The following is a 25,320-nucleotide window of genomic DNA, read 5'->3' on the forward strand; positions in this document are numbered from 1 at the left end:
CGACGGCACGTCTCAGCGGGGCTTGATCGTGGTTGGCAGGTGTGCATGCCCGCGGACATTCGGACTGGTGGTCCAAGACGCGTGCGTCATGTCAAGGTCGTAGTCGTCTGTCACGACACGGACGAGTTCTTCGAGGATGATCACGGCCTCGAGTCGGGCCAGTGAGGCCCCAAGACAGAAGTGGGGGCCGAGGCCGAACGCAAGCGTCTTCGAGGTGTCGCGACGCATGTCGAAGCGGTGAGCCTCGGGAAAGACTCCTTCATCCCGGTTGGAGGCAGCGATGGCCAGGAGAAGGCGCGAGTTGGCTGGGATCGCTGTGCCGTACCATTCCACAGGGCGTGTGACTCGCCTGGCGGTGTATTGGCTTGGCCCTTCGTACCTAAGAGTCTCTTCGACCCACGCACCGATCTTGATGTGACCTGACCATACCCTTGCTCGCTGGGACGGATGCTCCCAGGCACACCGCCACGCGGTGCCGAGCAACCGAATGGTGGTTTCGTTACCAGCGACCCCGAGGAGCATCAGCGTCGCGACAATCTCACGATCTGACAGTCGCTTGCCCTCGATCTCGGCCTGTAGCAGAGCGGACATGAGGTCCTCGCGCGGGCTGAGTCGCCGTTCTGCGACGAGGGCGGCGTAGTAGTTTGCCAGTTCAATGTTTGCCTGGATGACTGCTGGAGTGAGTCTGCCGCGAACATCGTCGCGGTTCATGATTTGCTGGCTGAGGTGCAGCAATCGGACCCTATCACTGGTCGGCACGCCGATGAGTTCTGAGATGACATCTACGGGGATCGTGGCGGCGAACTCTACGAAGTCAAAGGAGGCGTGTTCCAAAGCACGTTCGAGGCGACTGCGGGTGAGTTGTCGAATGAAGGGTTCGAGGCTGCTGACGCGGCTGGGAGTGAACGCATACGAAATCAACCGTCGCATATCTGTGTGCATCGGTGGGTCCATGGCGACGAATCCCATCGTGGCAGATGCGTCTGACCCCCATTGCTCAAGCGCTGGTCCATGGTCGGAAGAATAGAGCACAGTATTACGCCAGGCTGCTGCTACATCAGCATGTCTAGATAGCGTCCAGAAATCGAGGTCGGGATTGCGATAGAGCGGCTGCTCGTTACGTAACCGTTCGTAGACTGGGTATGGATTGATCTGGAGTTCCGGGTCGTTAGGATTATAGAACATTACGAAGCGCTCACCTCTATCGGCAGTAAACTTCAATGGTTGGCCGCTTTCACGGCCCGACTCAGAGTGAAACCTTTAGCGTCCTTGGCTCGAAAAAGAAGGCGAGCGAGGGTGAGTGGGCGTTACATATTTCCAGTGAAGCGGATCCGGCCGATCCCGCCGTAAAGTCCGATGTGCTCAGGTGGGACGTCACCATCGGCTTCGTCTGGCCACCAGTGCATAACGTTGACCAGCCCAGGAGGAACAAGGTCGCAGCCATCGAAAAAGGGCTCGATCTCCTCGTACGTCCGCATGTGGGGTCGATTCTGCGCAGTTTTGTACTCTTCGCGTACCGCTGCGTTCCACTCCTGTTTGAATCCGTCCGACGTGCCGTGCGTGAGAGCGAAGTAGCTACCGGGCGGCATGGCAGCCTTGAAGCGGGTGGTCAAATCGTAGACGCCGTCGGTGGCTGGGATAAAATGGAGCAGCCCGATCATGAGCAGCCCGATCGGTTCGCGCTTATCGAGAAACTCGGCTACATAGGGGTGATCCAGGATGTCGCCGGGTTTACGGGCGTCGCCCTCGACAATGCGGACACGGTCGGTGCCGGCCATCAAGTTCTGCGCGTGCGCGATCACTTCCCGATCGTTGTCCACATAGACGACCTTGGCTCCCCCGGCGACCTCGTGAACGTTGCTCTGCGTGGGCAAACCCGTGCCGATGTCGAGGAACTGTCGCACTCCTTGTCTGGTGAGGAAATGTACAGCCCGGCCGAGCCACTTGCGGTTTTGCTTGATGGTGGGCACGTAGTACGGGGTGGTGTTCGAGATCCTGGCAACAGCGTCGCGGTCTGCCTGACTGTTGTTGATTCCGTCCAGAGCGGCGTCGTACATCCGGGCGGCGCTTGCTCTGATCCACGGCAGCGGCGATACTGCTTCGGCCATGTTGCTCCCTCCGTATCGATATACGTGAATAAAGGCATGTCTGTCGGCCCGCATGTACGGCTATAATGCGGCGATCCTGTTTCGAATGCTGACGAGCGTTTCAACGGTCTGTTCTTTAGGTACTGCGGATGCATCGAGCCGGATATGCGCTATAAGGTATGGATCGCCCTTGGCTGGATCGCTGAATAACTGATCCTCAACTAGCCCGGCTAAGCATATAAGATTCGGCCGGCCGTACTGCTGATGGATCGTGAAGGAACCACCACGAGGGCAATAGCGTTCGCCATCGAGGTTGATAACCCGTAGCGCAACGTTTGGCCGTTTTGTCAAATCGATGAGATGGCTTATCTGGTCGACCCGCACCTCTCGGCTGCCCGGCATATCCAGCAATGCTGACGAACGCACAATGAACCACAGCAGGGCCGACTGCTGCTCGATCGGTCTGATTTGACGTTCCAAGACGATTTGGACAGCAAGCTCTACCTCTCGCGGGGCGTTCGTGGGGTGATGGGCCGCCCGTCGCGCCGCCCTTGCCTGCTGCTCGGTTTGCAGAAGAGGGGGAATCCCCTCAGCCGCGTAACCCTTGATGACATCCGCGTTCGATTCGGCGGCCATCATGGTGGAAGTCCAAAGCGGCATGGAGGTGAAGTAACGGTCGAGCCACCACGCGTGATCGTGCTCTCCTCGGGCTACCTCGAAGAACAGGTGCCGGTGGTCGGTGTTGGTCACGCCGTAACAGGTGAGCAGACCACTCAGTTCCAGCTCGGATGCGGTCCGTTCTCCGGCCTCGATCGCGTGAAGAGCCTCTTCCGCTTGGCCGAGATGTTCCGCGGCCATGGACGTCGAGACATCTGCCTCCTCCCGCAGGGCTCGCAGTCGCTGGCCTATGAGATTGCTGGTTTCCTTCGGAGCGTGATGTGCCTGTTCGACTTGGAAGGCAGTGAAGGGATGGGTTCCACCAGCGGTGGTGTCCGCCGCGTCACCGCCCACAAGGGCGCGACGGTCCGCTGGAGAGCTACGCCGCCCGACGGCCTCAGCGGTGTGCGCCAGTTGCACCATGTGGGCGATGGCCTGCTGGGTACGCTGGGGGAGTTGCTCATACTGTGCCATCACCGCGCCACCGGCAGGTGCGGCCTCTTCCGAGGAAGCTTGCCGCCTTTCTCGCGCGACACCCTCGCCGACGAGCCAGCCGAGCGAGACATCAAGCACCCGCGCCGCCGCCTTGAGCAAGTCGATATGAGGATTGGGCCTCGACCCATTGCATATCCCCGCGATGTAGCCGCGCGTAACGGGAAAGCCCTCTTCCGTAAGTGCCTGCACGAAGGTGGCATAGGTGAACCTGCGGTCGTGCATCGCCTGCTTGAAGCGTTTCCCCATGGTGGCCATAGCGCTCCTTCTCCGCCCCCTCTTGAGCCCGTTCAGGTCATCAAGGACATCTGCCAGTGAACACCGAACGCTACGAGTTGACAAATGTCGCTCAGCGCGATCAAATCGAGCCCAATCGTGTTGAACTGAAGTACCGATACTCACTGACCGGCATTCCGCTCTGCGGAGTGGCCTCTGGGGGAGTCCAGCAGGTGACGTATGCGACGCTTGGTATTGAGGCCAGATGCGCCTCCCGGCACACGCGCCCGGACACAGATCCGCCCAGTGCGTTCGGTACGCCTGCGACAGAGGCCAAGGGACCAGCGACCTTAGGCGGGTGCTTGAGTCCCGGTGTCAACCTGGGGCGTGCTCGTGGCACCGCGAGCGGTTGCCTCCTCGATCGTCGCGAAAATGGCTTTCCGATCCTTGTCCGGCAGTTGAGCCATCCACAACGCCGCTTGGCGGAGACCTTCGATGCGACCTCCCTCCAGCATCAGTTTCGCGGAGTCGCTGAGCGTGATCCCCAGTTGCTGCTCAATCTCGACCGGAGAGCACTCGAAAGCCATCGCGATGGGGAGGATGGTCTGTTCGAGCGAGACACTCTTCGGCCAGCTGGGATCGATGAGGCGGGCAATCGTCGTGCGCGAAGGTCCGTAGCCCACCCGCTCGTTGCAGAGGCGCTCCACGTCCCGCGTGGTCATGCGCTCATCAACTGGCCCGTCGTGACGCATACGACGCTTCAACCAGCGCGCGATTCGGGCATTCGGCTGCCCTTCCGGCATCGGGGTGCACCTCCCAAGCGTTCATCGCAATTTACAACGCCTCCGAAGATCTCACTAGTGGATCACGGGGATCTATCTGTGCTGTTGCCGTGCCGCGTCACACCAACTGATCCACCTCCCCGGCAGTCACAGCTTGTCCGCGGTCCCAAAGTCACTGACAGCCCCACCACGCAAAAGGAGCCGCTATGGGCGCGCTGCGTTACCGCCGTGAGGGCAATCTCCCCGAACAGGTAACAGAATTCGTCGGCCGCAACGAGTTGTGTGTGCGACTCGCTCGGGCGTTGGGAGAGTCGCGGTGGGTAAGCGTTTGTGGTAGCGGGGGAGTAGGTAAGACACGTCTGGCCATCGAGGTGGGACGTTGGGCAGCGGCGGACTATCCGGACGGGGTATGGCTCGCTGACCTGTCGGCCTTGGGCGACCCTGTGATGCTGATCAGTGCCGTTACCGCCGCGCTGGAACTCGCTGATGTCTCCGCCCGAGATGAGCGTGTGGTATTGGCCGAGGCATTGAGGGACAAGCAGCTCCTGCTGATCTTGGACACCTGCGAGCATCTTCGCGAGCCGGTGCGGCACTTGGTCGGCGAACTTTTGGAGGAAGCCCCCCACCTGCAGGTCATGACCACGAGCCGGATCCCCCTGGGACACGTTCGGGAGAGGGTGTTCCAGATCCCACCGATGTCTACCCAGACCCCTGCGGCCTCAGGCAACGCTCGTGTGAGCGAAGCGGTGCAGTTGTTCGCCGCGCGAGCGCAGCGGGCCTGTCCGTCATTCGAACTGGGGCCCCACAACCGATCAGAGATTGCTGACCTGTGCCGGCGCCTCGACGGCGTTCCGCTGGCGCTAGAGCTGGCGGCTGGGCAACTGCGTCACCTATCCGTTGGGCAACTCCTGAGGCGCGTCAGCGCGCTCGATGCAACCCCCTTGATCGATAGCGCGGGCGCACAGCGGCATCAGACGCTACATACCGCTATCGGCTGGAGCCACGAACTGCTGGGGCCGGCGGAGAGACTTCTCTGGGCTCGTCTCTCCGCGTTCTCCGGAGACTTCGATCTTCAAGCCGTCCGGGAGATCTGCTCCGGTGCCGAACTGTCGGACCAGCAGATTCCGACGCTGCTCGATGGCCTGGTCTACAAGTCCATTGTCGTGCGCCAAGAGGAGCACAAACCGGCCCGCTGGCGTTTACTCGACACACTACGAGACTACGGTGCCATGTGGCTGGCCGAACTGGGTGAGACCGACAGACTGCAAAGGCGTCATCGCGACTACTTCCTCGCACTCGCCCGGCGCGGCGAGGCCGCGTGGTCGGGACCCAAGCAGGTGTTTTGGTTCGAACGGATGCGCCAAGAACTTCCCAACTTGCGCTCCGCACTCGACTGGAGCCTCCGCGACCCTGCCGAGGTCGGCCACGGCCTGGATCTGGCGGGCAGCTTGTGGTTCCTCTGGGTGGCATGTGGCTTCTCCGCTGAAGGTCGCCACTGGCTGCAACGCGCTTTGGACGCCTCCCCGTCTCCGTCGCCAGCTCGCTGCAAAACGCTGTGGGCCGAGGCGTATCTGGCCAATGCTCAAGGTGATCTCACCAAGGCCGCCGCCGCGGCGAGTCGATGCCGTGCTGAGGCGCTGGATGTGGGGGCCCCCGAGGCTATCGCCATCGCTACCAAGATGCTCGGTACCTCTGCGTTCCTCGGCGGTGACCTGTCCGCCGCAGCGACCTATCTTGGCCAGGCACTGCAACATTTGCGCGCAGAGCCGAACCGTCTCAATCCCGGCCTTCTGCCGGCCATCGTGGAACTCGCTCTGGTCGTCGTTATGAGCGGGGAACCGGAACGAGCACTGCCACTGCTGGCCGAGTGCCTGGCGCGCTGCAGGGCCAATGGCGAATCATGGTTGCGTTCTTACGCTCACTATGTGCAGGCACTGGCGCATCGAGCCCTAGGGAACATTCCGGAGGCCATCACAGCACTTCAAACGGCACTGCGCATCAAGAGGCATTTCCGCGATGTCCTCGGGATCGTCTTGTGCCTTGAAGCCCTCTCTCAAGCCGTGGTCGAAGCAGGTTGGCCGGCCAAGATGGCAGCCGTCCTGCAAGGAGCCGCCGATGTCAACTGGCGATCCTACGGCCTGCCGCTCATGGGAAGCCCGGCCTTCGCTGATGCCCACGCCCGCTGCGCCGAAGAAGTCACCAACCTCCTGGGGAAAGAGGCCTACCGGGATGCGTGGAAGCACGGAGCCGAGATGAGCCTCCTGGCGGCCATCGACTATGCGGTGGGTGACTCGGGAGATTCCACCGTCATCGCGGCTGACGTGCTGGAAGGCACCGCTCGCTGAGCACCACGGCCGGCGAGCGAACGTGAGATCCTGTAACGGGAGCTGTCCAGGGAGTAATCCAGTGCACCGCTGATCCATGTACGCAGGCCCTGTACGAACGCTGATAGAGCGGCGTCCTCATGAGCCTCGAGCAACTGGCCGAGATCGATCACCTGGGCGACGGCATCGTCGCGCATGCGGGCCGCCTGCTGAAGCGCTTGTGGCACGGAGTTGTCCGCATGCGCGACGAGCACACTCACCAGGTTGTTCATGGCGTTGCTGGAAGAGGCTTCCTTGGCGTAGCTGATGATGTCGTTGTCATAGACGACGGCGTCTACCGCTGCCTGCTCGATAGTGCGTACATCATCGTCTAACCACCACTGAACGGGCAGAGGGAGCTGGTTCGTCACGGGGATGAGGGCGTAGACCGTATGCATGGCACCGGTGACGCGTCGCATGACCACGTAGTCGGACATCGACGGCACCGCGAGCCGCTCGCGGTTGGCGGCCTCCCACGCCTGGGCATAGAGATACTCCATCGTTGCCGTGCGCCAGCGGGCGAGGTGCTCGGCGTTCGTGACCGCGGCGATGCGCGATGAGATGTCGGCGAGAGCTGCCGCGAATCCGTGCAGGTGGGTGGTGTCCCCCGACAAGGCCCGAAAGAACTCGGGTGTGGTCCAGATCGCGTGGGCGGCATCTGGCGCATCCTCATAGAGAGTGTCGTCGATGGCGAACAGGAAGCCGCACCAGTCGCTGGCCAGCTGGAGGAGTTGCTGGTCGGCGAATGGATAGCAGCGGGCGGCCAATTGCCCATAGGCCGCCTGCGTGAAGCGGCTCATTTGTCCAGCGCTGAGTACACCGTAATGATCAATCCACGAGTTGGTTCCGGCCTGTACCTGTGCGGCGAAGGGACTGACGTAGACGGGAAAGGGGCTGCTGAGCAGGGGGCGAACTACGCTGCGGTGATCAGCTTCCGGCGCCACTTTAACACCTCTCTGGATACCAGGGCGGGACCGGCCACGCGGTTCCGCCGAACGTTCACCTCCCTTGAGTGAAAAGCGTAAACGATCACCTGTCAACTTGTTGACAGGTGATCGTCTCGTCCGACAAGGTAATGGCATCATCCCTTGACAGTTCGGTCCCAGCGAGTCGCTACCTCAAAGGAGAGATGGCATGCTGCGCTCTTCTCCGACCCCTCCTGGCGCATCAACTCGTGACGAATGGATCCACCGCGAAGATCCCCCGATCCCGCAGGCATGGCACTCTGCAGAAGCTCAGGGCGCGAAGCCGACGGGAGATGTGACGGACGGCAGAATTCCGCATGGACTTTACCGCGGACCGGAACGCTATGGCCTCGTCGGTCGGCAGAGTTATCGTCTCGTCCCCTACTGCGCCATGATCAATGGCGTTTGCATTGATGCGTGGGACGAAATTGCAATGCCCGAGGTTGCCATGTGCTCAGCCTGGAATCGCCTGTTCGCTGAGCCGCCGGGATCCGACGTTCACCTCAGGCTCGCGGATGCCCTTCCTGCCGACACACAATGGCAGGCATGGCCCATCCATGCGGTCATGAACGGTTGGCTGCCGTACGCGGAGGCCGTGGTGAGCAGGGCTGACTTCACCAGGCTCCTTGGCGACGAGGCAGAACCCAGCGCATGGGGGCTACGCCAGGCCATCGAAGAACGCGGACTCCCGCTCGAACTTCTTGCACACCAAACCAGGGCGGATAAGGCTGCGGGGCTCACCAGGATTCGGATAGCCCGGCAAGAGCCACTCAACGCAATGTGGAACCTTGAAGAACTGTCCGACGCTTACCGCAGTGCGCTTCCTCCTCAACTGGCCGATCAGCAATGCTCAGGGCTTCAGTTCTACGGACAGGCGCCAGTCGCGCACTTTGCCCAACACCCCGAGGAACTGCGCATGGTGGAATGGGCCGTTCTCTCACTGGTGCTTGGCCACAGTCACGGACATACCGCCGCGCTTATTCTCGCCACAAGTTGCTACATCGATAGCCGGTCCCTTAAGCATGCATATGTCTTATGATCTCCATCACCAGCTAATCGCCCGTGGAGGAATCTTATGGAACTGGACCTCAGAGGCAGGAACGCCGTGGTCACCGGCGGTAGCCGAGGGATAGGACTGGCCGTCGTCAAAGAACTCCTTGCGGAAGGAGTAAATGTGGTCGCCGTCTCGCGCCACGGTAGCGATGACTTGCAGTCGCTGGGCGTTGAATCCGTCTTAGCTGACGTTGCACAGTCAGATGGGGCTGCGCTTCTCGCCACCCGAGCACACGAAATTCTTGGTGACATTGACTTCTGGGTAAACAGCGTCGGCAGCGTCGACATAGCCCGCTCGCACGACGGCGTTACCCAAGATGCGGAGCGTTGGCGCACAGCCATCGACATCAACCTTGGAAGCGCGATCCGCACGGCGAACGTACTCCTGCCCAGCCTGATCAAGCGACGTGGAGCAATGGTTCACATTGCGGGACTGGCGCCTCGCTTGCCCGGAAGCAAGAGCCCCATAGGTTACCGGGAAGCCAAGAATGCCCTCGTCAGCTTCAGCGAAAGCATTGCCGCGCAGCACGGAGCCATGGGCGTACGAAGCAATACCGTCTCACCGGCCCCAACCGCCACCGCAATGTGGCAGAACGCGGCAGCAGCGAATGGCATGAGCCTGGACACGTTCTTCTCCGCGCTTCCCGGCAACCTGGGCATGACGGTTGGTCGCATGGTGAGCCCAGCAGAAGTCGCCTCGGTCGTCGTGTTCCTGCTCAGCGATCGGGCAACATGTATCACCGGAGCCGACTATGTCATCAGCGCCGGCATGAGGCTCTAACGCGGTGCATCTCGCCCCGGACGATCCGCCACAGCCACCTCTCACGGCCAGCTTTACGAATGGCCTCGGACCCAAGAAGACCTTTGGCAGACGCCCCACAGTCTGGGCCCTGGCGTCGCACACGGCTGAAGCATGTGTTACGCAGGCCTTCATCCCGCCACGTCTTCAGGAACACCGAATCAAGTACCGCCGCGGGTAGTCGAGTTCCAGCGAGCGATTCGGTCTCCCTTCCGGAGAGTCTCAATTCGGTAGGCCAATTCCTCGCCTGCACTTGATTTGGCAGCGGCTGTACGGATGTAGGGGCTCAGGCCGTGCAGCTCTCTCATGGTGATCAGATCGTCGTGGCCTGGCCAGTCGCGAAGCTCCCAGCCGTAAGCTGTGGCGAGGTCGTCCAGGTGGTCAGAGGAGTACCCGAATCGACGGTGGAAGTAGTGCAACTGGACCAAATCCCATTCCGGTGGACCGATTGCGGTATGGTCCCAATCACCGAGCACGAACTGGCCGTCGACAAGCCGCAACACGTTGCCGGGGTGTGCATCCCCGTGGATAAGAGCAGGCGGCCGCTGCCAGTCGATTTCTTGCCACCGTGCCCGCATCGCGTTGACACGCAGGAGCAGCCAATCACGGCCAGTGAAACGGTGCTCCTGCACAGCCCGCGAGATACTGGCGAGTGGATCGCCAAATCGACGCAATCCCGCGGGACCGGGCCGAAGGTGCAAATCACGCAAGAGCGTGCCCAGTTCGCCCCCGGTCGGCGAGGGCGCGCCTGTTACATCGAGATACTTCCAAACCGATACCACGTGGCCGTCGAGGATGAGTGGCAGTTCAAGATCGGCGGGCTCCACACACGGGAAGCCCTGGCTGTGTAGCCATCGTGTCACCCGCAACGAGGCGTCCACATTGTCGGCGGAGCCGGTCCTGGTAGGGATTCGTACGACCACCCCGGCAGTGGCGAGTTTGAAGAGGGCGTTGCTGTGCAGGCGGATCAACTCGGCGTCATCGATATTGAGATTGAGCTGAGCTGCCGCGCGATTCAAGAGGCTGTGCAGCTGATCAACCAGGCGACCCATGCTGGCACCTCCGCCTACTGTGACACACTGGAGACCAGCACAGGACGGGCAGCTTCCTGAGCCTCCTGCACGGCGGCCACCGTCACATGGGGTGCGAGTTCTTGAAGCAGTTCACCGACCCGGATCGTCATCCTCGCCGATGCCAACTGCTTGGCCTGCTCGATGACTTGCAAGGCCAACGCGCAGGCCTGCTCAACATCAAGATCGTTACTGCACAGGTGGCCAGAAGCCTTTGCGGCCAAGGAAAAGGCCCGTGGGCGACCATCACCCCGGGCGGGCAGGCTCTCCTCGACCGCTTGGATCGCCTGCTCGCCGAGCCCCAGGTTGCAGAAGATCCGGGCCTGTTCATGCAGGATGTGAGCCCAACTGTAGATACCGATCCAACGCGGCTCGCTGAGGGAATCCGACAGGTCTTGGCAGCGGCGTATCTCCTTTAGTACACCTACGGTTGCCTGCCGATCTCCAGTCAGCGAAAGGGCAAGGGCCTGTTTGGAGAGCAGGAATGCTCGGGCAAGAGGCGGCGCATCGGACGCTATGGCAGCAGCGCCGGCGGTGTATCCGACTGCATGCCGGATGTGGGTTATCCAGGCGTCGTTGTCGCGGCGATAGCGCGCCAGCTGCGCTTGATCAACCTCCTGCTCTCCGCGCCGGGCCAGCACCCACGCCGCAAGAGTCAGATCGTTGCTCTCCTGGGCGGTGGTGAATGCCGTGCCCAGCAGGCGGCCAGAGGCCTGGTAGTCGCCAGCGTCGAGGTACATGGCGGCCACCCGAAGACTGAACTCGGTGGCCACGCTGAACAAGTCGTGACGAATGCCAGCGGTGGTGGGCGCGTGCAGTCGCGGCTGGATAACACCGAGAAAGTAATGGCCCGCGTAGGCGCGGGAGTGTTGCCCGCCGAAGCGTCGGTCGGAGGCGGTGAGCGCTGCCAACGTGTCCTGAAAGATCCTGACATCGGCAAGGCCGACGGAGCCGCTCGATGGGGACGGTGGGGCGGCTCCATATCCGAACTCTTGTAGTGTCGTCCGCCCCGTTTCCATCGGATCGCTGGTCAAGCGCCCCAGGCCGAACAGGCCCGGCCCGTCAAACGCGGTGGGGTTCGTCGTGGTGACGGTGTTGATGGGTGTGGTGGAGTCGTCGTGGGGTTTCGTGGCGGTGCCTCTGGTTCGGGGGTGGCGCCCGAACAGGTCCTCGACGGTGACGTTCAAGGCGCGGGCCAGGAGAACTTTGTAGAAGTCTCGGGGCATGACTACCGTGCCTGATTCCCAGTTCCGCAGGTTGCGCAGCAGGTGGTCGGGGTTGGGCAGTCGCTGGCCGGGGCTGGCGAGCTCACACAACCGGGCGACGAACTGCCTGCGGTCGGGGTAGCGCGCTTCGCGCAACCTGCGCAGCCGCTGAGCCCACGCGGGCCCGTCCTCACCCATTGATCCTCTCATTCCGCTCCGCGGCGAAAGGCACATACGCTCATCTGTTTCTCTTACGACGACTGGGTTGCTGTTGGCTGACGCCTCAGAGTCCAGCGCGCCGTCGCTCCAATGCCTTCAAGGCCAGCTCCCATGGGTAATTCTCAAGCTGATTGTCTCCGGTACCTGCCGGGTGGGGCTCGAACTCTCCTGGGCCGAATAGCACGGTGACACCCTCATCACGCAAGCTGCTGATGCTGCGCAGCAGAGGAGCTCGGGCGGCGAACGCACGGTTGACGAACGGCAACACCACCACAGGGATCCCCAGTCCGGGTGCCTCCGCCAAGAGGCCCAGTGCGTAGGTGTCGGCCATTCCGTGTGCGAACTTGTTGATGGTGTTGAAGGTTGCTGGCGCAACGATAATGGCGTCGGCGCGCGGTGGCCGAGCTTCGTCCGGTTTGCGGTACTCGCTGCGAACCGGCCGCCCGCTCTGTCGCTCCAGCGAGGCCACGTCGATGAAGCCCAGTGCGGCTGGCGTGGCGATGACTTGAACGATCCATCCCGCAGCTTGCGCATAGCCAACCAGGTGCCCCACATGTCGAGCTGCTCCTGCGGCGCACACGACGATGTACAGCGTTTTGCCGAGGTTTTTCACGCAGGCACTCCCAGCTTGCTCGCGTACTCCCGCGCAGCACGGCGAACCGTGGGCGGCGCGGTGAGCGCGATGTCATGGACCAGACGCATCGCGGCAGGCCGGCTGGAGACTTCCTCGGGGGCGATGAACTCCGCGGCTTGCAAGACGTGCAGAGCCTTGTCGTGTTTTGCCCACATGAAGAAGGCCTGTGCGGTATCGAGCAACACCGAGGCCCTTCGTTCCGCCGTTGGCAGCGCGTTGAGTTCAACGTGACGAGCGTGGCTGATGGCTGTACCGGCATCGCCGAGTCGCAAGGAGGCGTTGACCTTATGGCACAGCACGTTGGCCGGGCCGAACGCCGTCCACTGGTGATTGCCGTCGTAGCCGAGCCGCCGGGCCGCCCGTTCGGCTTCGTCGAAGAGTTCCTGGACCTCGTGACGTTGGTTACGCAGCGCCGCGGCGCCCGTGCCAGCGAGGAGCAGGGAACCGTACACAGACAGCTCATCGGGGGATGGATCGTCCACGGCGGCGCTCAGGCGCTGGGCGGCAGCGCGTGCGGCGTCAGCGGCGACTCTGTACTGGGCGCTGTCCATGAGCGCCCGGGTCATTGCCCTGGCGCTTGCCCCGATGGCCAGCGCGTTTTCACTGGCGTGCGCCGTTTTGACGCTGCGGTCAGCAGCGAGCCAGGCGAGTTCTCGCTCCTCCTGCTTGAGGAGGACTGATGCGGCGACATGGTAGACCTGGGACGTGAGCGCCTGAGCGTGCAGCCGGTTATCGCCATCCAAGGCATGACTAGCCGCTTCCGTAATTGGCAGCAGGGCTGATACCGCCTCGACGACTTGCGTGTATCGGGACGCCTGGTAATGCTGCTTGATCGTCGCGAGACGTTGGGCCAGCACCGGCAGATTGGGCAGCTCTCCCCGATAGGGAGCCAGGTTGATCATAGCCGATGTGAGCTGTTCCAGCTCAGGCTTCTCGCCGTCCGCAGGCGGCGGTCCTGTCACAGTCCGGAACCAGGAAGGTTCCCGCGGGTCGGTGAGGTTTGTCGTGGTGACGGTGTTGATGGGTGTGGTGGAGTCGTCGTGGGGTTTCGTGGCGGTGCCTCTGGTTCGGGGGTGGCGCCCGAACAGGTCCTCGACGGTGACGTTCAAGGCGCGGGCCAGGAGAACTTTGTAGAAGTCTCGGGGCATGACTACCGTGCCTGATTCCCAGTTCCGCAGGTTGCGCAGCAGGTGGTCGGGGTTGGGCAGTCGCTGGCCGGGGCTGGCGAGCTCACACAACCGGGCGACGAACTGCCTGCGGTCGGGGTAGCGCGCTTCGCGGAGCCTGCGCAGCCGCTGAGCCCACGCGTGCCCGTCCTCACCCATTGCCACCTCTTGCACGACGCCAAGACGGAAATATTCCGTCCCTATCTTCGTCCATCCACGGTGGTTCCACTACCGCGTTGGCGGTCCGCTATGCGGGGCGGGCCTCTCTTGCGCCCAGACAGACCGGCTGACGTCCGCTGGCTGACCTGATACTGCCAGCTCCGCCACCCACTGCACGCGAGGCTGGTGAGAGTCCCACGCATCCTGCATCCCCCGAACGACCGCGGAACCCTTGAGAGGAATTTTTGCGAGGACGTTCGCGGAAATTTTCCTCGCCATTCTTCCTCATTCTTCCGGCCTTTTACTCTTTTCTTGTAGGTGCTAATCGCGATTTACTAGAAAGGTTAAATCGTCAAGTGGCGTGAGCGGTTGGCGTGCCGCAGGCAAGGCTCACGGGATTCGGAGATTGGCTATGGGGCGTGAGCGCTGTCGGAGTAGTCCGGCTGGGGGCGCTACATGCGTCCTTGGCCGCCTGCGGCGTCCGCCTACACGCTGGTCGTGCGCCTTGGCTGTTCGCCTGTCCGAACGTCGCAGGGGACTGGCGCGGCACCGCGACTCAACCCGGCCTCTGCCTGTTCGACAGCGCTGGCTTGAGGGCAGCCTCGTTGCGGTTCCCTCCCGAGTACGTGCACGTTCGCTTGCACGGCAGTCGACTGCACCACACACGGAGATGCGGCTGAAAAGGGGGAGCGCATTACAGGGAAAAGCGTTTCCGGCTCCCGCGCGGTCACGTCCATGTCCGGACGATATTGATCTGAACTCGAAATGAAGATGGGCCCGCCTGCACTTTTCGGAGACGTGCGGACGGGCCCCGATCGGAAGGATGGTCCGATCTCGATGACCAACATAGCTGCTGGCGGCTCCTCAGCCCACCGGTGCGACCACCGGTCCCCGAGGCGAACGACTCGCGCAGCCGACAATCCGGCAGCCCGCCAGAGAGTAGTTTCAGAGGATATCGACCCGAGTGTCCCCAACCCGGCTCGCGTCTACGATTACCTGCTCGGCGGCAAGGACAATTTCGCTGCTGACCGCGCCGCCGCGGAAAAGCTGATCGCTAGAGCGTCGTGGGTGCGTGGCGCGGTTCTCGACAACCGTGAATTCCTCGGCCGCGCCGTCGAGTACGTCGTGACAGGTCTCGGCATCACCCAGATCGTCGACATCGGGCCGGGTCTGCCTACGCGTGACAACGTGCACGAGGTAGCCCTGAGGGCCAACCCGGCCGCCCGTATCGCTTACGTGGACAACGACCTGGTCGTGTGCACTCACGCTCGCGCGCTGCTGGACAGGTCCAAGGTGACCACCGTACTGGAGTACGACGTGCGCGACATCGACGCCATCCTCCACGACGACCATCTTCGGCGGCTGATCTCCTGGGAGAAGCAGATCGCGGTCGGGCTGGTTGCTCTGCTGCACTTCGTCCCGCACAGCCCTGAGGCCATCATCAGCACGCTGGCCTCCTGCCTTCCCGCGGGCAGCGCCGTGTTCACCACGTACCCTTGCACCGATGGCCTCACCGCCGAGGTGGTCAGCGAACTCACCGAGGTGTATGCGAGTACGAGGGACGGCATTCATCCTCGATCGAGTGAGGAGATCCGCGTCCTGTTCCCCGCCGAGACCTGGGAGTGGGCGCAGCCCGGCCTGGTTCCGGTCCGCGACTGGCGTCCCCTTCCGGTCGGTGCTGCCGGGCCGCCACGCGACAGGCCGAAGGCGCACTTCCTGGGAGGCGTGGCGCTGCTGCGTGAGGCGGCGTGAGCCCCGCCGCGGGTGACCGCTCCGCCGGGTCGCTTGATGGCAGCGGCAGCACCGGGTTGTGCTCGAACGGTGTGTCGGCCGGACGCGCGATGGCTGGCCTGTACGACCTGCGCGTTCATCTGGCCCATCACCACCTGGCCGCCTCGATCGTTTTCCGCCGCGCCCGCCCATTCCTGCTCATCGACTCGATAGAGCTGCTGGTAGGGATCGAAGGCGAGACGGTCATCTGGCAGTTGGCTGACCCCTCACAGCCCGGCTTCCCAGTCGGCCGGATCACGGCCACCGACAGCAAGGAGGCGGCCTCGGCCGTGTCCGCAGCCGTCAATGCCGCGCTGATCCAGCAGCAGAGCCGACCTGTGACGACCGATCTTGACCAGGAGGCGACGGGCGAGGAACCGATACCGGCAGTCTCCGGCCCAACTTTCACACGCGGGACCTTGAGCCTGTCATCGGAGGCCGGATTTCGGGAGCTGTTGTGCGCGTGTGCCGCCCTGGCCGGCGGCAGCCTGTTCGTCCACGATCTGTCTCTCGAACTGGCCAGCCGCACCGAACGCCGGTCCCGCCCGCACCGCGCCGGTCAGGAACTGGCCGAGGCGCTCAACAAGCACAACAGCAGCGATGCCACCGCAATCCCGATCAACCGGTGGGTGACGGTGGTTTGGGTGGGCCCGGGTCTGGTCGTGCTGACCGACGGTCAACGCTTCGTCTGGTCGCAGCCCAGCGAGACCCTTTGGCGCAGGTGGTACATGAAGCAGACCATCCCGAGCGCCGCGCGCTGCCTGTCGCGCCAGCGGGATGGGCAGATGCTCGCCCGGGAGCCTCCCTGAGCGCGGTCGGCATCCCGGCTACTGGTCAACTCGTCCAGATGTCGTGGGGCCGTGTCTGAAACCTCTCCGTCAGTTTTCCCTCGAAGGACACCCTCTCTGTCATGAAGCAATCACTTACTGTATGGCTAATTGTGCTCTTAGTTACTGCGTTGGGCGGGTGCGGAAGCTCCGCTGACACGCCAGGTGAGAGCGGCACCCCCGGGCGAAAGATCACCATCGGCATCATGGGCATTCCCGACTGCGTCACCGTGCCGCTCGCACAGGCCCGCGGCTACTTCGCCGATGAAGGGCTGGAGGTGACGACGAGGACCGTCCAGGGCGGCGGCGAGGCGGTTCCCCAGCTGATGTCGGGCGCGCTCAACTTCGCCATCGTCAACTACACGGCCGCGATCATGCACCGGGCGAAACATTCAGGGCCGGAAGGCTCGGTGCGGGTCGTTTCCGATGCCTATCAGGCCAGTTCCAACACCTTCAAGTTGATGGTCCCCAGTGACAGCCCCATCAAGGGCATCCAGGAGATGCGCGGCAAGCGCATCCTGGTGGCGACGATGTTCGGTGTGGGTGATCTGACCACGGAGGCAGTACTGAGGGTGGCTGGACTGACCCGCGATGACGTGAGTTTCCAGGAGAAGGCCCTTCCCGACATGGCTGCGGCGCTGGAAACAGGCAACGCAGACGTCGCCTGGATGACCGAGCCGTTCATCACCGCCTATCAGGCCCAGGGCGGCAGGATGCTCCACGACGTGATGCAGGGCCAGTTGAGGGACTGGCCCATCGCCGGCTGGGCTACCTCAGCCGACTTCGCCACCAGCAATCCCGGCGTCGTGGCTGCCTTTCAACGGGCTTTGCGACCTGCTCAGCTAGACGCCGGCGACCGGCAGGTCGTGGCCGACATCCTGCCCACCTACACCAAGATCAGCTCGCAGATCGCGGACACCATCACGCTCGGCGTCTTCCCCATAGAACTGGGACGCGGCCGCATCCAGAAGGTGGCTGACCTCATGCTCGAGTTCGGCTGGATCAAGGCCCCCTTTGACGTCGGCACCATACTCACACCGCTCCTGGGCACGGGAGCATCCGCGGTGCCGGGTTCAGCGTTGCCCTCCGTCAACTGAGCAGGAGCCATGAACGATCGTCTCTTCAGCAGGTGGAGCACGTTCGCAAGGCGGGCCGTCGCAGCTGGACAGCACAGCACACGCCGCGCTGGTGCCCGGCCGTCGACCGGCGTATCCGCTGCTCCGCGCGGGCACGTCAGCGGGGCGCGGCGGCTGAATAACGCGGCAGGGGCGTGGCGTCCACCGCGCATCAGCCTCGCCGTGAGCACGCCGACCCTGCTGATAGGCGGGGGTTAGCCGAAGACCGTAACCGAACTCCGAACCACGAAGACCGTGAGTTCGCCCCAGCCGGGTGAACTCACCGTCTGTTCCGCAGGCTGCGGGGCCGTGCAGCGCGCGCACGGCTCCGCAGCCATCCCCCACAGTCGCAGCCACGCCGCCGACTGCGCTGACACCGTGGGGCGACCCATCCACCGCCGTCTGTGAGGGCATCATGACCACTGCCATCAGCGACCCGACGGTGAACGCCGAGGCTCACCGCATCCGTAAGACCATCTCCCACCTAGTCACTTATGCCGCACTGCACACGATCTGCAACCTGCGGATCCCTGACCGCTTGAACCGATCGCCCGCCACATTGACCGAACTCTGCCAATGGGCGATCTCCACCATGCGGGCGCCGCAGATCAGCGGCGACTATCTCGAGCGCGTCCTGCGTGCCGGCGAGGCTCATGGCTGGGTGCGCCGTGACGGCGGCATCTACCACGTGGAAGAGCACGGCCGACCTCTCATCAGCGATGCTTCCGAGTCGCTGTATCTCACTGTGCAGCGGGCTGCGCTGCGCGGCCACCCGATCACCGACATGAGCGCGGTCCGCCCACCCGCCCTTCCCGGTTCCCGGGGGCCAGGCGACGGTATCGATTGCGTCGTGCGAGGCGTCGCGCTCTACCGGGCTCTGTATCAGCTGTGCGCCTGGCGGGTGCCCGACCGGCTGCAGGATGGGGGGCCGGTGTCGGTGGAGGAATTGCATGCCTGGTGTGAGCGCGTCCGTAACCGCACCGACGTGGGCAGCAGAATGTCGAGGGAAAGCCTCATCAGGCTGCTGGAGATCTGGACGTCGCAGAAGTGGGTTGCCGCGACGCCTGCGGGCCGGTTCCGGCAGACCCGCATCGGTGACCTATTGACCGGCGCGCCGCACTCGATGCGGGCCGAGGTGATGATCTACGGGCTCGCGCCGTTCTGGGAGCCGCTGGCCAGGATGTCCGAAATCGTGCGCTCGGGTTTTCCCGCGGCGATGACCGGCGCCGACACAAACACGGTTGTGACGGAGGCGCAGCGGTCCGGCGCCGGCGAACTCATCGCGGAGTTCCGCGCTACTCAGGACGCGAGCTTGGCTGCCGTCATCACTGACGCGATTGAGGAGCATCTGGGCGACGCGATCACTCACGTCGTGATCATCGGTGCAGGCGCGGCCTTGGTCGCCGGCATCCTTGACCGGCAGCCACAGGTGAAGGGCGTTGTCGTCCCGCAGTGCGACAGCGACACGGAAAACGCCTTGGCCCAGATCGAGCAGATCGCCGACCGGTGGACGCCCGCGAGCACGGCGGGCGATCCCCCTGGGATCCCGGTAGCGTTCCGGCCGCTCTATCTCATCCACGGGATGATCAACGAGCTCACCGACCAAGACGCACGTGAACTGCTGAAGCAGGTGGCCGCCGCCATGGACGGTTCCGGGCCCGACAGCGTGCTATGGCTGATCGTGCCCATCCTTCCCGAGCCTGGCGAGCCACATCCGGCGATCGCCCGGGATCTGCTGCGCATGGTGCGGACCCCGCACGGGCGTGAGCGCACCACGGACCAGTACGTGAAGCTACTGGCCTCGGCGGGCCTGTCCATATGCGCGTTCATCGCTGGGAGAGAGCACACGATCATCCACGCCAGGAGCACGCGCACGCATCCGCTGCCTATGCACGCACAGCGGATGCTCCTGGGGCGCCAGCCGCGTCTCAACGTCGCGCAGGTGGCGAGCTGGCCGTACTGACCTCTCTTCGCCGCGATCCTGTCCGAAAGGCGTCCATGACCACCGGCCCGGCCCCAACCCCGATCCGGCCCCGGCCCGGCCCCCGGCCCGGCCCCGCGGTGCTGCCGACACCCACGTCCGCGCTGATCGACATCGCCGTCAAGCAGCGGCTGCCGGGCCGGCCGGTGCCCATTGGTGCGGTCGGCGCGGGGGCAACCGGCTCCGATCCAATGGCCGGTGTGACGGGCGTGTGGCCAGGGGGCGCACTGCGGGCACCCCGCGGTGAGGCACCTGCCTGTGCAGCCAGGCCGCGAGACAAGCGCCCTGGCTTCTCCACTGTGGCGCTTGCAGCCCGTTCCCGGCAGGCCCCCGTCATCCGGTTCTTGGAAGGACTTCCCTCATGAACTCATCGTCTTCACCGGAAGAGCGGCTCCACTCCAGCGAAAGCCCGCAGAGCCTGCCTCAGCGGGCCATCGGGGAAAGCACGCCCCCGATCGCTGCCGTCAGGCCGGATCCGCGTGAAGAGGTTCAGGCCGACCTGGACGGTGAGAACCGTACGGCAGCCGTGCGAGCGTTCGCGGACCTGGGATGCCCCCAGCATCTGGCGCAGGGCCCGTTGTCCGCCACGGACCTGGCTCAGCGATGCGGCGTCGACGCCGTGATGCTGGAGGTGTTCCTCAACATTCTGCGCGCATACGGCTACGTCACACACGATCAGGAAGGACGGGTTCGGCTCAGCAGCAAGGGCGAGCTGCTGCGGCCCGACGCCGACGACACGATGGCCACGGCAGTCAAGGTGACCGGCTCCACGACCTGGCGGGAAATGCTCGCGTCACTGCCCGGCACGCTGCGCCGCGGACATCCCCTCTACCTCGACGGTTCCGCCTCGCTGTACGAGCACCTGGCCCAGGAACCGCACCTGGAGCAGCAGTTCGGCCGGTTCATGGCCGAGCGCACCGCACGGATCGCACGCTGGCTCGCCGCCCAGCACTACGCAGGCGTGAGTACGGTCGCCGACCTCGGCGGCGGCACCGGCACCATCCTGGCCGCGATCTTGGAAGCACATCCCCGCCTGACCGGGTTCCTGGTGGAGCGGCCCACCGTCGCTGAACAGGCCCGGCAATACCTGCGCGAGCGCGGCCTGTCCGGACGCTGCACGGTCATCGAGGGCGACATTGAGACCACGAGCTACCCCGGAGCCGAGAGGGTCATCCTGTCTCAGATTCTGCACAACTGGCCCGACGAGAGGTGCGTCCACATCCTGCGCCTGGTCCGCCAAGCACTGGAAGACACGCCGGCAGGTGGCGAAGTGCACATCATCGACGGCATCCTTCCCAGGGACGGGACATACAGCCCGGTGACAGATCGCGCGGTCCGCATGATGGCGATGTTCGGCGCCGCCCGCGAGCGCACCGCCGCGCAACTCACTGACCTCATCAATGCAGCCGGACTCACGATCAGCGAAGCCGAAAGACGTCTGCCGGACAGTCACTCGCTGGTGATAGCCCGGCCCGCCAGGCATCCGCACTCCGCCGCAAGCGCAGCGTCCCGTTGCCAGTGCGCGTGACCGGCAACGCGGGTCGGCACTCACCGGCCCGCACCGGCTTTGTGAACCAGCCACTTCGACCTTTCAGGTGATCATGACAACTACCGACCCTCCGCCCTCGAAGCTGACTCGAGGCGGGCTGCTGAGACCACTCGCGGTGGTTCTCCCTGTGGCGCTGCTGGCTATCATGACCGCGCTTGTGCTGCATGCGATGAGCACCGGCGCCGACACCGTTCGGACGACGTTGTGCGTGTTCGCGCTCCTCATCGCCGTGGGTGTGAGCATCGTGATGCTTCGCATGGTCCGGGAAGAACGAAAGCGTGCGAACAGGTTCGCGCGCTGGGAGCAGCGCCGCCTGGCCGAAGCCGAGGAAGGCCATCGGCGCCTGCACCGAGCGGTGACGGAAGCCCTGCGCCGGCAGGTTGGCCATCTGGTCACTGTCCGGATTCCTGCTGTCTTGGGCGGCCGTACGGAGATCCCGCCCCCCTTGGACGAGTCTGCCATCGCCGCCGCCACGAGTGCGCTGGAGAGCGTTCTGCACACGGTCTGTGAGATCGTCGATCGGTCCACTGGTCGACAGGAGGCGCTCCGCCAAGTCCTGATTGCGCTTTCTCGTCGTGTGCAGCCCTCCGCCCACCGACTGCAGAAGACCGCGGTGGAACTCGGCAACGCTTGTCGAGACGACGAACTCGTGCAGGAAACCATGCTGAAAATCGACCACATCGCCGCCCAGCAGGCCCGAACGGCGCAGAGTCTCGCGGTGCTGTGTGGAGACTGGCCGGGACAGCAATGGCTCAGCCCGTTCCCCTGCATCGAGGTCGTTCGCGCCGCATCCGGCCGCATCGTGGACTTCACGCGCATCACCGTGAGCGGGGACGCCACCGTGGCCGCGGCAGCCTCTGTCGTCGAGCCGCTCATCCATGTGGTCGCCGAACTCCTGGCGAACGCCACCGCCTGCTCTCCTCCCCGCACCGCCGTCGACGTGGTAATCCGGCGCGTGCAGCAGGGCGCTGCCATCACCATCGAGGACGGCGGCGTCGGACTGGACGACCATCGCCTGGCCAAGCTCAATGAGATCGCTTCCGGCCGCCGGTTGCCGGACTTGACTGACCTCGCCGATGCCCTGCAGACGGGGCTGGTCGTGGTCGGCACCCTGGCCCGCCGGCACAAGTTCCACGTCACGCTGACGCACTCGGCGTTGCTCGGGGTGCGCGCTGTCGTGGTCGTTCCCAACCAGATGATTGTGACCGTCGACGACGAAGACCCTCGCGCGCCCGTTGCCCTATTTCCCGCGCGTCCCGATCCTCTCTCGCCTCAGCAACCACCGACCACAGCCGCATCCAAGGCCGACACCGGCACGGTCGCAGGCGAGGCCACCGGGCTGCCCCGCAGGCGATCACTGCGAGAGGTCCCCGCACCGCCCGTCGACGGACCTGCCACGGTGGCCCCGCCCAGTCGCGGCGGATCCTCTAGCTCCCCGCGGCACAGCGTCTTCGCGTTTCTCGCGCCCGGCTCGCCGAGCACTTCCGACACACCGCGGGCGGCGGCACGGCCGCCTGTCCGCGCAGAATCTCCCACCGACGAACAGGAGAAGCGATGACCCACAGCGTCCAGGACAACTCGTGGATGGCTGATCACGTTGCCGAAGTCCTCGGGGTTCGCTATGTGGTGATCTCCACGGCCGACGGCATCGCCAAGGTCTGGTCCCAAGCCACCAGCCGCGACAAAGCGGAACGCATCGCTGCCACCGTTGCCGGCATCCACTCGCTCAGCCATCAGATGAGCGAGGAACACGGTCTGGGCAGCCGACTTGAGACAGTCGTGCATTTCGAAGGAGGCTATGTCTTCGTCTGCCCAGCCGCCGCGGGCTCATCGCTCAGCGTGGTCACCCGTGCCGACGTCGATCCGAACGTGTTGTCTCGCACGGCGCGGGATCTCATTCAGCGCCTGGGTGAGCAGACACTCTCCACACGCCCGCGCAGCACCGCCGGGCCATGACCGATCCCGCCGCGCCGCCGGACTACGTTGATCAGGCGGTGCGGCCCTACGTGATCACCGGGGGACGCGTCTGCGCGTCCATCCCGGTGGACACGCTGATTGTGGCGGCCTCCGACGGTCCGCCCTTGCCGTTGACCGCCACCTTTGAGCAGCGCGCCCTGGTGAAACTGTGTGCCCGCCTGCACACGCTCGTCGAAGCCGCCGCTCGGATGGGGCAGCCGGTCAGTGTCATCGCGATCGTGGCAAGCGATCTCATCGAATCGGGGCATCTGCGCGCCCGTTCGCCCATCCCTCAAGCAGAGAGCCCCCGTATCCAGATGCTGCAGGAGCTTCTTGATGGCCTTCGCAACCTCTGACCGGTACCTGCCCGACAGCGTGCAGCAGGTCGCGAAAATCCTCGTTGTCGGCGGTTTCGGCGTCGGCAAGACCACGCTCATCGGCGCGGTGTCGGAAATCACCCCGCTTCACACCGAGGAGACGATGACCGAAGCCAGTGTCGGCGTCGACGATCTCACCCACCTGCCGGGCAAGTCCAGTACCACCGTGGTGCTCGACTTCGGCCGCATCACCGTCTCGCGCAGTCTGACGCTGTACCTGTTCGGAGCGCCGGGCCAAAACCGCTTCTGGGACGCCTGGCTGGGCCTATCCCACGGAGCAGTCGGCGCCCTCGTCCTCATCGACACTCGCAGACTCGGCGACAGCTTCGCCGTCCTCAACCAGCTCGAACAGTACGCCGCCGCCCTGCCGATCGCTGTGGCCGTGAACCTCTTCCCCGACAGCCGCCACCATCCCGTCCACGACATACGTGGCGCGCTGGACCTGGACGACCGCACCCCGCTGCTGACGTGTGACGCGCGCGACCGCCGTTCTGCCATCGACGCGCTCACGGTACTCGTGCGACATGCACTGGCCACCCACGCCGACTCCCACGTTGAGGACGTTACCCATGTCCGATGATGACCTGACCGGCCCCTTCCCCCAGCACACCAGCTCCGTGGCGGGACAGGCCACACACGAACCGATCTCGCTGTCCCACATCACCGCCTGCGCCGACCCTGATCAGCAGTACCGACGGCTTCGGGACATCCACGGCGAAGTGGCGCCGGTGGAACTCGAGCCCGGCGTGCGCGCCTGGCTGGTCATGGGCTGGCAAGAAATCAAGATCATCGCCACGAACGAAGCCCTGTACTCGCGCGACGCCCGCAACTGGCGCGACCTCAACGAGGGAATCGTCGCGTCCGACTCCGGCCTGGGTCCGATGATGTTCTACCGCCCCAACGTCATCGGCGCTGACGGCGCCGAACACCGACGCCTGCGCGCTCCGCTCGACGACCTCGTCACCCGTGTGAACGCCCCCCGGCTACGTGCCTCCGTCGAAGAAATCTGCTCCGAACTCATCGCCGCGTTCGCACCCCATGGCCACGCCGATCTGGTCACCGACTACGCCGTCATCGTCCCCATGCTCGCCGTCGCCTCGCAGTTCGGCATGGGCGCCGAGCAAGGGTTCGCCCTGCTGAACGGCCTCATGGCCCTCTTCGGGTCCGGCGATGACTCCCAGGCGGGCAATGCACGCTTCGAAGACCTGCTCGCGCAAGTCATGCACGCCCGCCGCAAACGACCCGCCGACGACCTGACCAGCGCCCTGCTCACCCACCCCAACCTTCACCGCGACTCAGAGATCCTGCAATCCATGGTCGTCATGGTCTCCGCCGGGTACCAAACGACCATGATCTGGATCAGCCAGACGTTCCGCCTGATGCTGACCGACCCTCGCCTCGCAGGCCGTGTCAACGGCGGCCGCCTCGCGATCGACGAAGCCCTCGACGAAGTGCTGTGGCGCGACCCGCCCATGACCCACATGCCCACACGCTTCGCCCGGCGCGGCACCACACTCGGCGGGCGCCACATCCGCGCCGGCGACGCCCTCGTCCTCGGCCTGGCGGCCGCCGCAACCGACGCACGCATGCACACCGGAGCGTCCGTCATGGCGCTCGGCAACCGATCCCATCTGGCATGGAGCATCGGACCACACCAGTGCCCGGCCCGCGTCCCCGCCCGGCTGATCGCCCGCACAGCCGTGCAGACCGCGTTCACGCACCTGCCCGGCATGAAACTCGACGCTGACCCCGCTGCCATCACCCTCCACCCTTCGCCCTGGACCCGCGGCCCCGCCAGCCTCCCCGTGACTTTCCCGCCCCAGCTCTAACCCTCGACGAGCCAGCCTGCTTCATCCGTCACCGCTCGAGCGCCGGAGG

Annotated in this window: 22 protein-coding genes; 13 read left to right on the plus strand and 9 right to left on the minus strand. The window is 64.4% G+C overall.

Annotated features, from left to right (window positions below; genetic code table 11):
* Positions 1–12 precede the first annotated feature (12 nt).
* The 4 genes from ACZ6S0_RS45335 to ACZ6S0_RS45350 all read right to left on the minus strand — a co-directional run bounded on the left by ACZ6S0_RS45335 (position 13) and on the right by ACZ6S0_RS45350 (position 4,255).
* Positions 13–1,185 carry a cytochrome P450 gene (locus tag ACZ6S0_RS45335; RefSeq protein WP_465925887.1) on the minus strand — a complete coding sequence of 391 codons (1,173 nt, stop codon included), beginning with the start codon at positions 1,183–1,185 and terminating at the stop codon, positions 13–15.
* 122 nt (positions 1,186–1,307) lie between these two features.
* Positions 1,308–2,108 (minus strand): SAM-dependent methyltransferase, encoded by an 801-nt coding sequence (locus tag ACZ6S0_RS45340; protein ID WP_465925889.1) that lies wholly within the window; start codon positions 2,106–2,108, stop codon positions 1,308–1,310.
* 60 nt (positions 2,109–2,168) lie between these two features.
* Positions 2,169–3,494: a helix-turn-helix domain-containing protein gene (locus ACZ6S0_RS45345; protein ID WP_465925891.1), complete on the minus strand. Its 1,326-nt coding sequence runs from the start codon at positions 3,492–3,494 to the stop codon at positions 2,169–2,171.
* 308 nt (positions 3,495–3,802) lie between these two features.
* Entirely contained in the window at positions 3,803–4,255 is a 453-nt protein-coding gene (locus ACZ6S0_RS45350) for a hypothetical protein (RefSeq protein WP_465925893.1), read from the minus strand.
* 185 nt (positions 4,256–4,440) lie between these two features.
* Between ACZ6S0_RS45350 and ACZ6S0_RS45355 the strand changes: the two genes are divergently transcribed.
* Complete coding sequence (locus ACZ6S0_RS45355) at positions 4,441–6,579, plus strand: ATP-binding protein (RefSeq protein ID WP_465925895.1); 2,139 nt, start codon at positions 4,441–4,443, stop codon at positions 6,577–6,579.
* Here the strand turns inward: ACZ6S0_RS45355 and ACZ6S0_RS45360 are convergent.
* The gene (locus ACZ6S0_RS45360; protein ID WP_465925897.1) at positions 6,510–7,541 is read right to left on the minus strand and encodes a terpene synthase family protein; all 1,032 of its coding nucleotides are present in this window, start codon (positions 7,539–7,541) and stop codon (positions 6,510–6,512) included. The two genes, ACZ6S0_RS45355 and ACZ6S0_RS45360, sit on opposite strands and share 70 nt — an antisense overlap.
* A gap of 190 nt (positions 7,542–7,731) precedes the next feature.
* Here ACZ6S0_RS45360 and ACZ6S0_RS45365 point away from each other — a divergent pair, with 190 nt between their 5' ends.
* Both ACZ6S0_RS45365 and ACZ6S0_RS45370 read left to right on the plus strand, forming a co-directional pair.
* Positions 7,732–8,601, plus strand: coding sequence for a hypothetical protein (locus tag ACZ6S0_RS45365; protein ID WP_465925899.1), 870 nt, complete (start codon positions 7,732–7,734; stop codon positions 8,599–8,601).
* Between the two features lie 36 nt (positions 8,602–8,637).
* Positions 8,638–9,396 (plus strand): SDR family oxidoreductase, encoded by a 759-nt coding sequence (locus ACZ6S0_RS45370; protein WP_465925901.1) that lies wholly within the window; start codon positions 8,638–8,640, stop codon positions 9,394–9,396.
* Between the two features lie 179 nt (positions 9,397–9,575).
* Here the strand turns inward: ACZ6S0_RS45370 and ACZ6S0_RS45375 are convergent, their stop codons facing one another.
* The 4 genes from ACZ6S0_RS45375 to ACZ6S0_RS45390 all read right to left on the minus strand — a co-directional run bounded on the left by ACZ6S0_RS45375 (position 9,576) and on the right by ACZ6S0_RS45390 (position 13,867).
* A complete protein-coding gene (locus tag ACZ6S0_RS45375; protein WP_465925903.1) occupies positions 9,576–10,466 on the minus strand; it encodes a phosphotransferase in 891 nt (296 codons plus the stop codon).
* Between the two features lie 14 nt (positions 10,467–10,480).
* A complete protein-coding gene (locus ACZ6S0_RS45380; RefSeq protein WP_465925905.1) occupies positions 10,481–11,887 on the minus strand; it encodes a hypothetical protein in 1,407 nt (468 codons plus the stop codon).
* 85 nt (positions 11,888–11,972) lie between these two features.
* A complete protein-coding gene (locus ACZ6S0_RS45385) occupies positions 11,973–12,521 on the minus strand; it encodes a flavoprotein (protein WP_465925907.1) in 549 nt (182 codons plus the stop codon).
* The gene (locus ACZ6S0_RS45390; protein WP_465925909.1) at positions 12,518–13,867 is read right to left on the minus strand and encodes an XRE family transcriptional regulator; all 1,350 of its coding nucleotides are present in this window, start codon (positions 13,865–13,867) and stop codon (positions 12,518–12,520) included. Before ACZ6S0_RS45390 ends, ACZ6S0_RS45385 begins: the two co-directional genes overlap by 4 nt.
* An 837-nt stretch (positions 13,868–14,704) precedes the next feature.
* Here ACZ6S0_RS45390 and ACZ6S0_RS45395 point away from each other — a divergent pair.
* The 10 genes from ACZ6S0_RS45395 to ACZ6S0_RS45440 all read left to right on the plus strand — a co-directional run bounded on the left by ACZ6S0_RS45395 (position 14,705) and on the right by ACZ6S0_RS45440 (position 25,271).
* A complete protein-coding gene (locus ACZ6S0_RS45395) occupies positions 14,705–15,619 on the plus strand; it encodes an SAM-dependent methyltransferase (RefSeq protein ID WP_465925911.1) in 915 nt (304 codons plus the stop codon).
* Positions 15,616–16,446 (plus strand): hypothetical protein, encoded by an 831-nt coding sequence (locus ACZ6S0_RS45400; protein ID WP_465925913.1) that lies wholly within the window; start codon positions 15,616–15,618, stop codon positions 16,444–16,446. The genes ACZ6S0_RS45395 and ACZ6S0_RS45400 overlap by 4 nt, the downstream gene beginning before the upstream one ends.
* Before the next feature lie 101 nt (positions 16,447–16,547).
* A complete protein-coding gene (locus tag ACZ6S0_RS45405; RefSeq protein ID WP_465925915.1) occupies positions 16,548–17,561 on the plus strand; it encodes an ABC transporter substrate-binding protein in 1,014 nt (337 codons plus the stop codon).
* A gap of 433 nt (positions 17,562–17,994) precedes the next feature.
* The gene (locus ACZ6S0_RS45410) at positions 17,995–19,542 is read left to right on the plus strand and encodes a hypothetical protein (RefSeq protein WP_465925917.1); all 1,548 of its coding nucleotides are present in this window, start codon (positions 17,995–17,997) and stop codon (positions 19,540–19,542) included.
* A 379-nt stretch (positions 19,543–19,921) separates the two neighbouring features.
* Positions 19,922–21,088 carry a methyltransferase gene (locus ACZ6S0_RS45415; protein ID WP_465925919.1) on the plus strand — a complete coding sequence of 389 codons (1,167 nt, stop codon included), beginning with the start codon at positions 19,922–19,924 and terminating at the stop codon, positions 21,086–21,088.
* Between the two features lie 148 nt (positions 21,089–21,236).
* On the plus strand, positions 21,237–22,667 hold the full coding sequence (locus ACZ6S0_RS45420; RefSeq protein ID WP_465925921.1) for an ATP-binding protein: 1,431 nt from the start codon (positions 21,237–21,239) through the stop codon (positions 22,665–22,667).
* Positions 22,664–23,065, plus strand: coding sequence for a roadblock/LC7 domain-containing protein (locus ACZ6S0_RS45425; RefSeq protein ID WP_465925923.1), 402 nt, complete (start codon positions 22,664–22,666; stop codon positions 23,063–23,065). Before ACZ6S0_RS45420 ends, ACZ6S0_RS45425 begins: the two co-directional genes overlap by 4 nt.
* Positions 23,062–23,421 carry a DUF742 domain-containing protein gene (locus ACZ6S0_RS45430; RefSeq protein WP_465925925.1) on the plus strand — a complete coding sequence of 120 codons (360 nt, stop codon included), beginning with the start codon at positions 23,062–23,064 and terminating at the stop codon, positions 23,419–23,421. The genes ACZ6S0_RS45425 and ACZ6S0_RS45430 overlap by 4 nt, the downstream gene beginning before the upstream one ends.
* Positions 23,402–24,022 carry a GTP-binding protein gene (locus tag ACZ6S0_RS45435; protein ID WP_465925927.1) on the plus strand — a complete coding sequence of 207 codons (621 nt, stop codon included), beginning with the start codon at positions 23,402–23,404 and terminating at the stop codon, positions 24,020–24,022. Before ACZ6S0_RS45430 ends, ACZ6S0_RS45435 begins: the two co-directional genes overlap by 20 nt.
* A complete protein-coding gene (locus ACZ6S0_RS45440; protein WP_465925929.1) occupies positions 24,012–25,271 on the plus strand; it encodes a cytochrome P450 family protein in 1,260 nt (419 codons plus the stop codon). Before ACZ6S0_RS45435 ends, ACZ6S0_RS45440 begins: the two co-directional genes overlap by 11 nt.
* The last annotated feature ends 49 nt before the right edge of the window (positions 25,272–25,320 follow it).

It is taken from the genome of Nonomuraea sp. NPDC051298, assembly GCF_055586305.1.

Coding starts and splice junctions, on each gene's coding strand:
- ACZ6S0_RS45335 (WP_465925887.1), bottom strand. CDS start 1,185: ATGTTCTATAATCCTAACGACCCGGAACTCCAGATCAATCCATACCCA.
- ACZ6S0_RS45340 (WP_465925889.1), bottom strand. CDS start 2,108: ATGGCCGAAGCAGTATCGCCGCTGCCGTGGATCAGAGCAAGCGCCGCC.
- ACZ6S0_RS45345 (WP_465925891.1), bottom strand. CDS start 3,494: ATGGCCACCATGGGGAAACGCTTCAAGCAGGCGATGCACGACCGCAGG.
- ACZ6S0_RS45350 (WP_465925893.1), bottom strand. CDS start 4,255: ATGCCGGAAGGGCAGCCGAATGCCCGAATCGCGCGCTGGTTGAAGCGT.
- ACZ6S0_RS45355 (WP_465925895.1), top strand. CDS start 4,441: ATGGGCGCGCTGCGTTACCGCCGTGAGGGCAATCTCCCCGAACAGGTA.
- ACZ6S0_RS45365 (WP_465925899.1), top strand. CDS start 7,732: ATGCTGCGCTCTTCTCCGACCCCTCCTGGCGCATCAACTCGTGACGAA.
- ACZ6S0_RS45370 (WP_465925901.1), top strand. CDS start 8,638: ATGGAACTGGACCTCAGAGGCAGGAACGCCGTGGTCACCGGCGGTAGC.
- ACZ6S0_RS45375 (WP_465925903.1), bottom strand. CDS start 10,466: ATGGGTCGCCTGGTTGATCAGCTGCACAGCCTCTTGAATCGCGCGGCA.
- ACZ6S0_RS45380 (WP_465925905.1), bottom strand. CDS start 11,887: ATGGGTGAGGACGGGCCCGCGTGGGCTCAGCGGCTGCGCAGGTTGCGC.
- ACZ6S0_RS45390 (WP_465925909.1), bottom strand. CDS start 13,867: ATGGGTGAGGACGGGCACGCGTGGGCTCAGCGGCTGCGCAGGCTCCGC.
- ACZ6S0_RS45395 (WP_465925911.1), top strand. CDS start 14,705: ATGACCAACATAGCTGCTGGCGGCTCCTCAGCCCACCGGTGCGACCAC.
- ACZ6S0_RS45405 (WP_465925915.1), top strand. CDS start 16,548: ATGAAGCAATCACTTACTGTATGGCTAATTGTGCTCTTAGTTACTGCG.
- ACZ6S0_RS45410 (WP_465925917.1), top strand. CDS start 17,995: ATGACCACTGCCATCAGCGACCCGACGGTGAACGCCGAGGCTCACCGC.
- ACZ6S0_RS45415 (WP_465925919.1), top strand. CDS start 19,922: ATGAACTCATCGTCTTCACCGGAAGAGCGGCTCCACTCCAGCGAAAGC.
- ACZ6S0_RS45425 (WP_465925923.1), top strand. CDS start 22,664: ATGACCCACAGCGTCCAGGACAACTCGTGGATGGCTGATCACGTTGCC.
- ACZ6S0_RS45430 (WP_465925925.1), top strand. CDS start 23,062: ATGACCGATCCCGCCGCGCCGCCGGACTACGTTGATCAGGCGGTGCGG.
- ACZ6S0_RS45435 (WP_465925927.1), top strand. CDS start 23,402: ATGGCCTTCGCAACCTCTGACCGGTACCTGCCCGACAGCGTGCAGCAG.
- ACZ6S0_RS45440 (WP_465925929.1), top strand. CDS start 24,012: ATGTCCGATGATGACCTGACCGGCCCCTTCCCCCAGCACACCAGCTCC.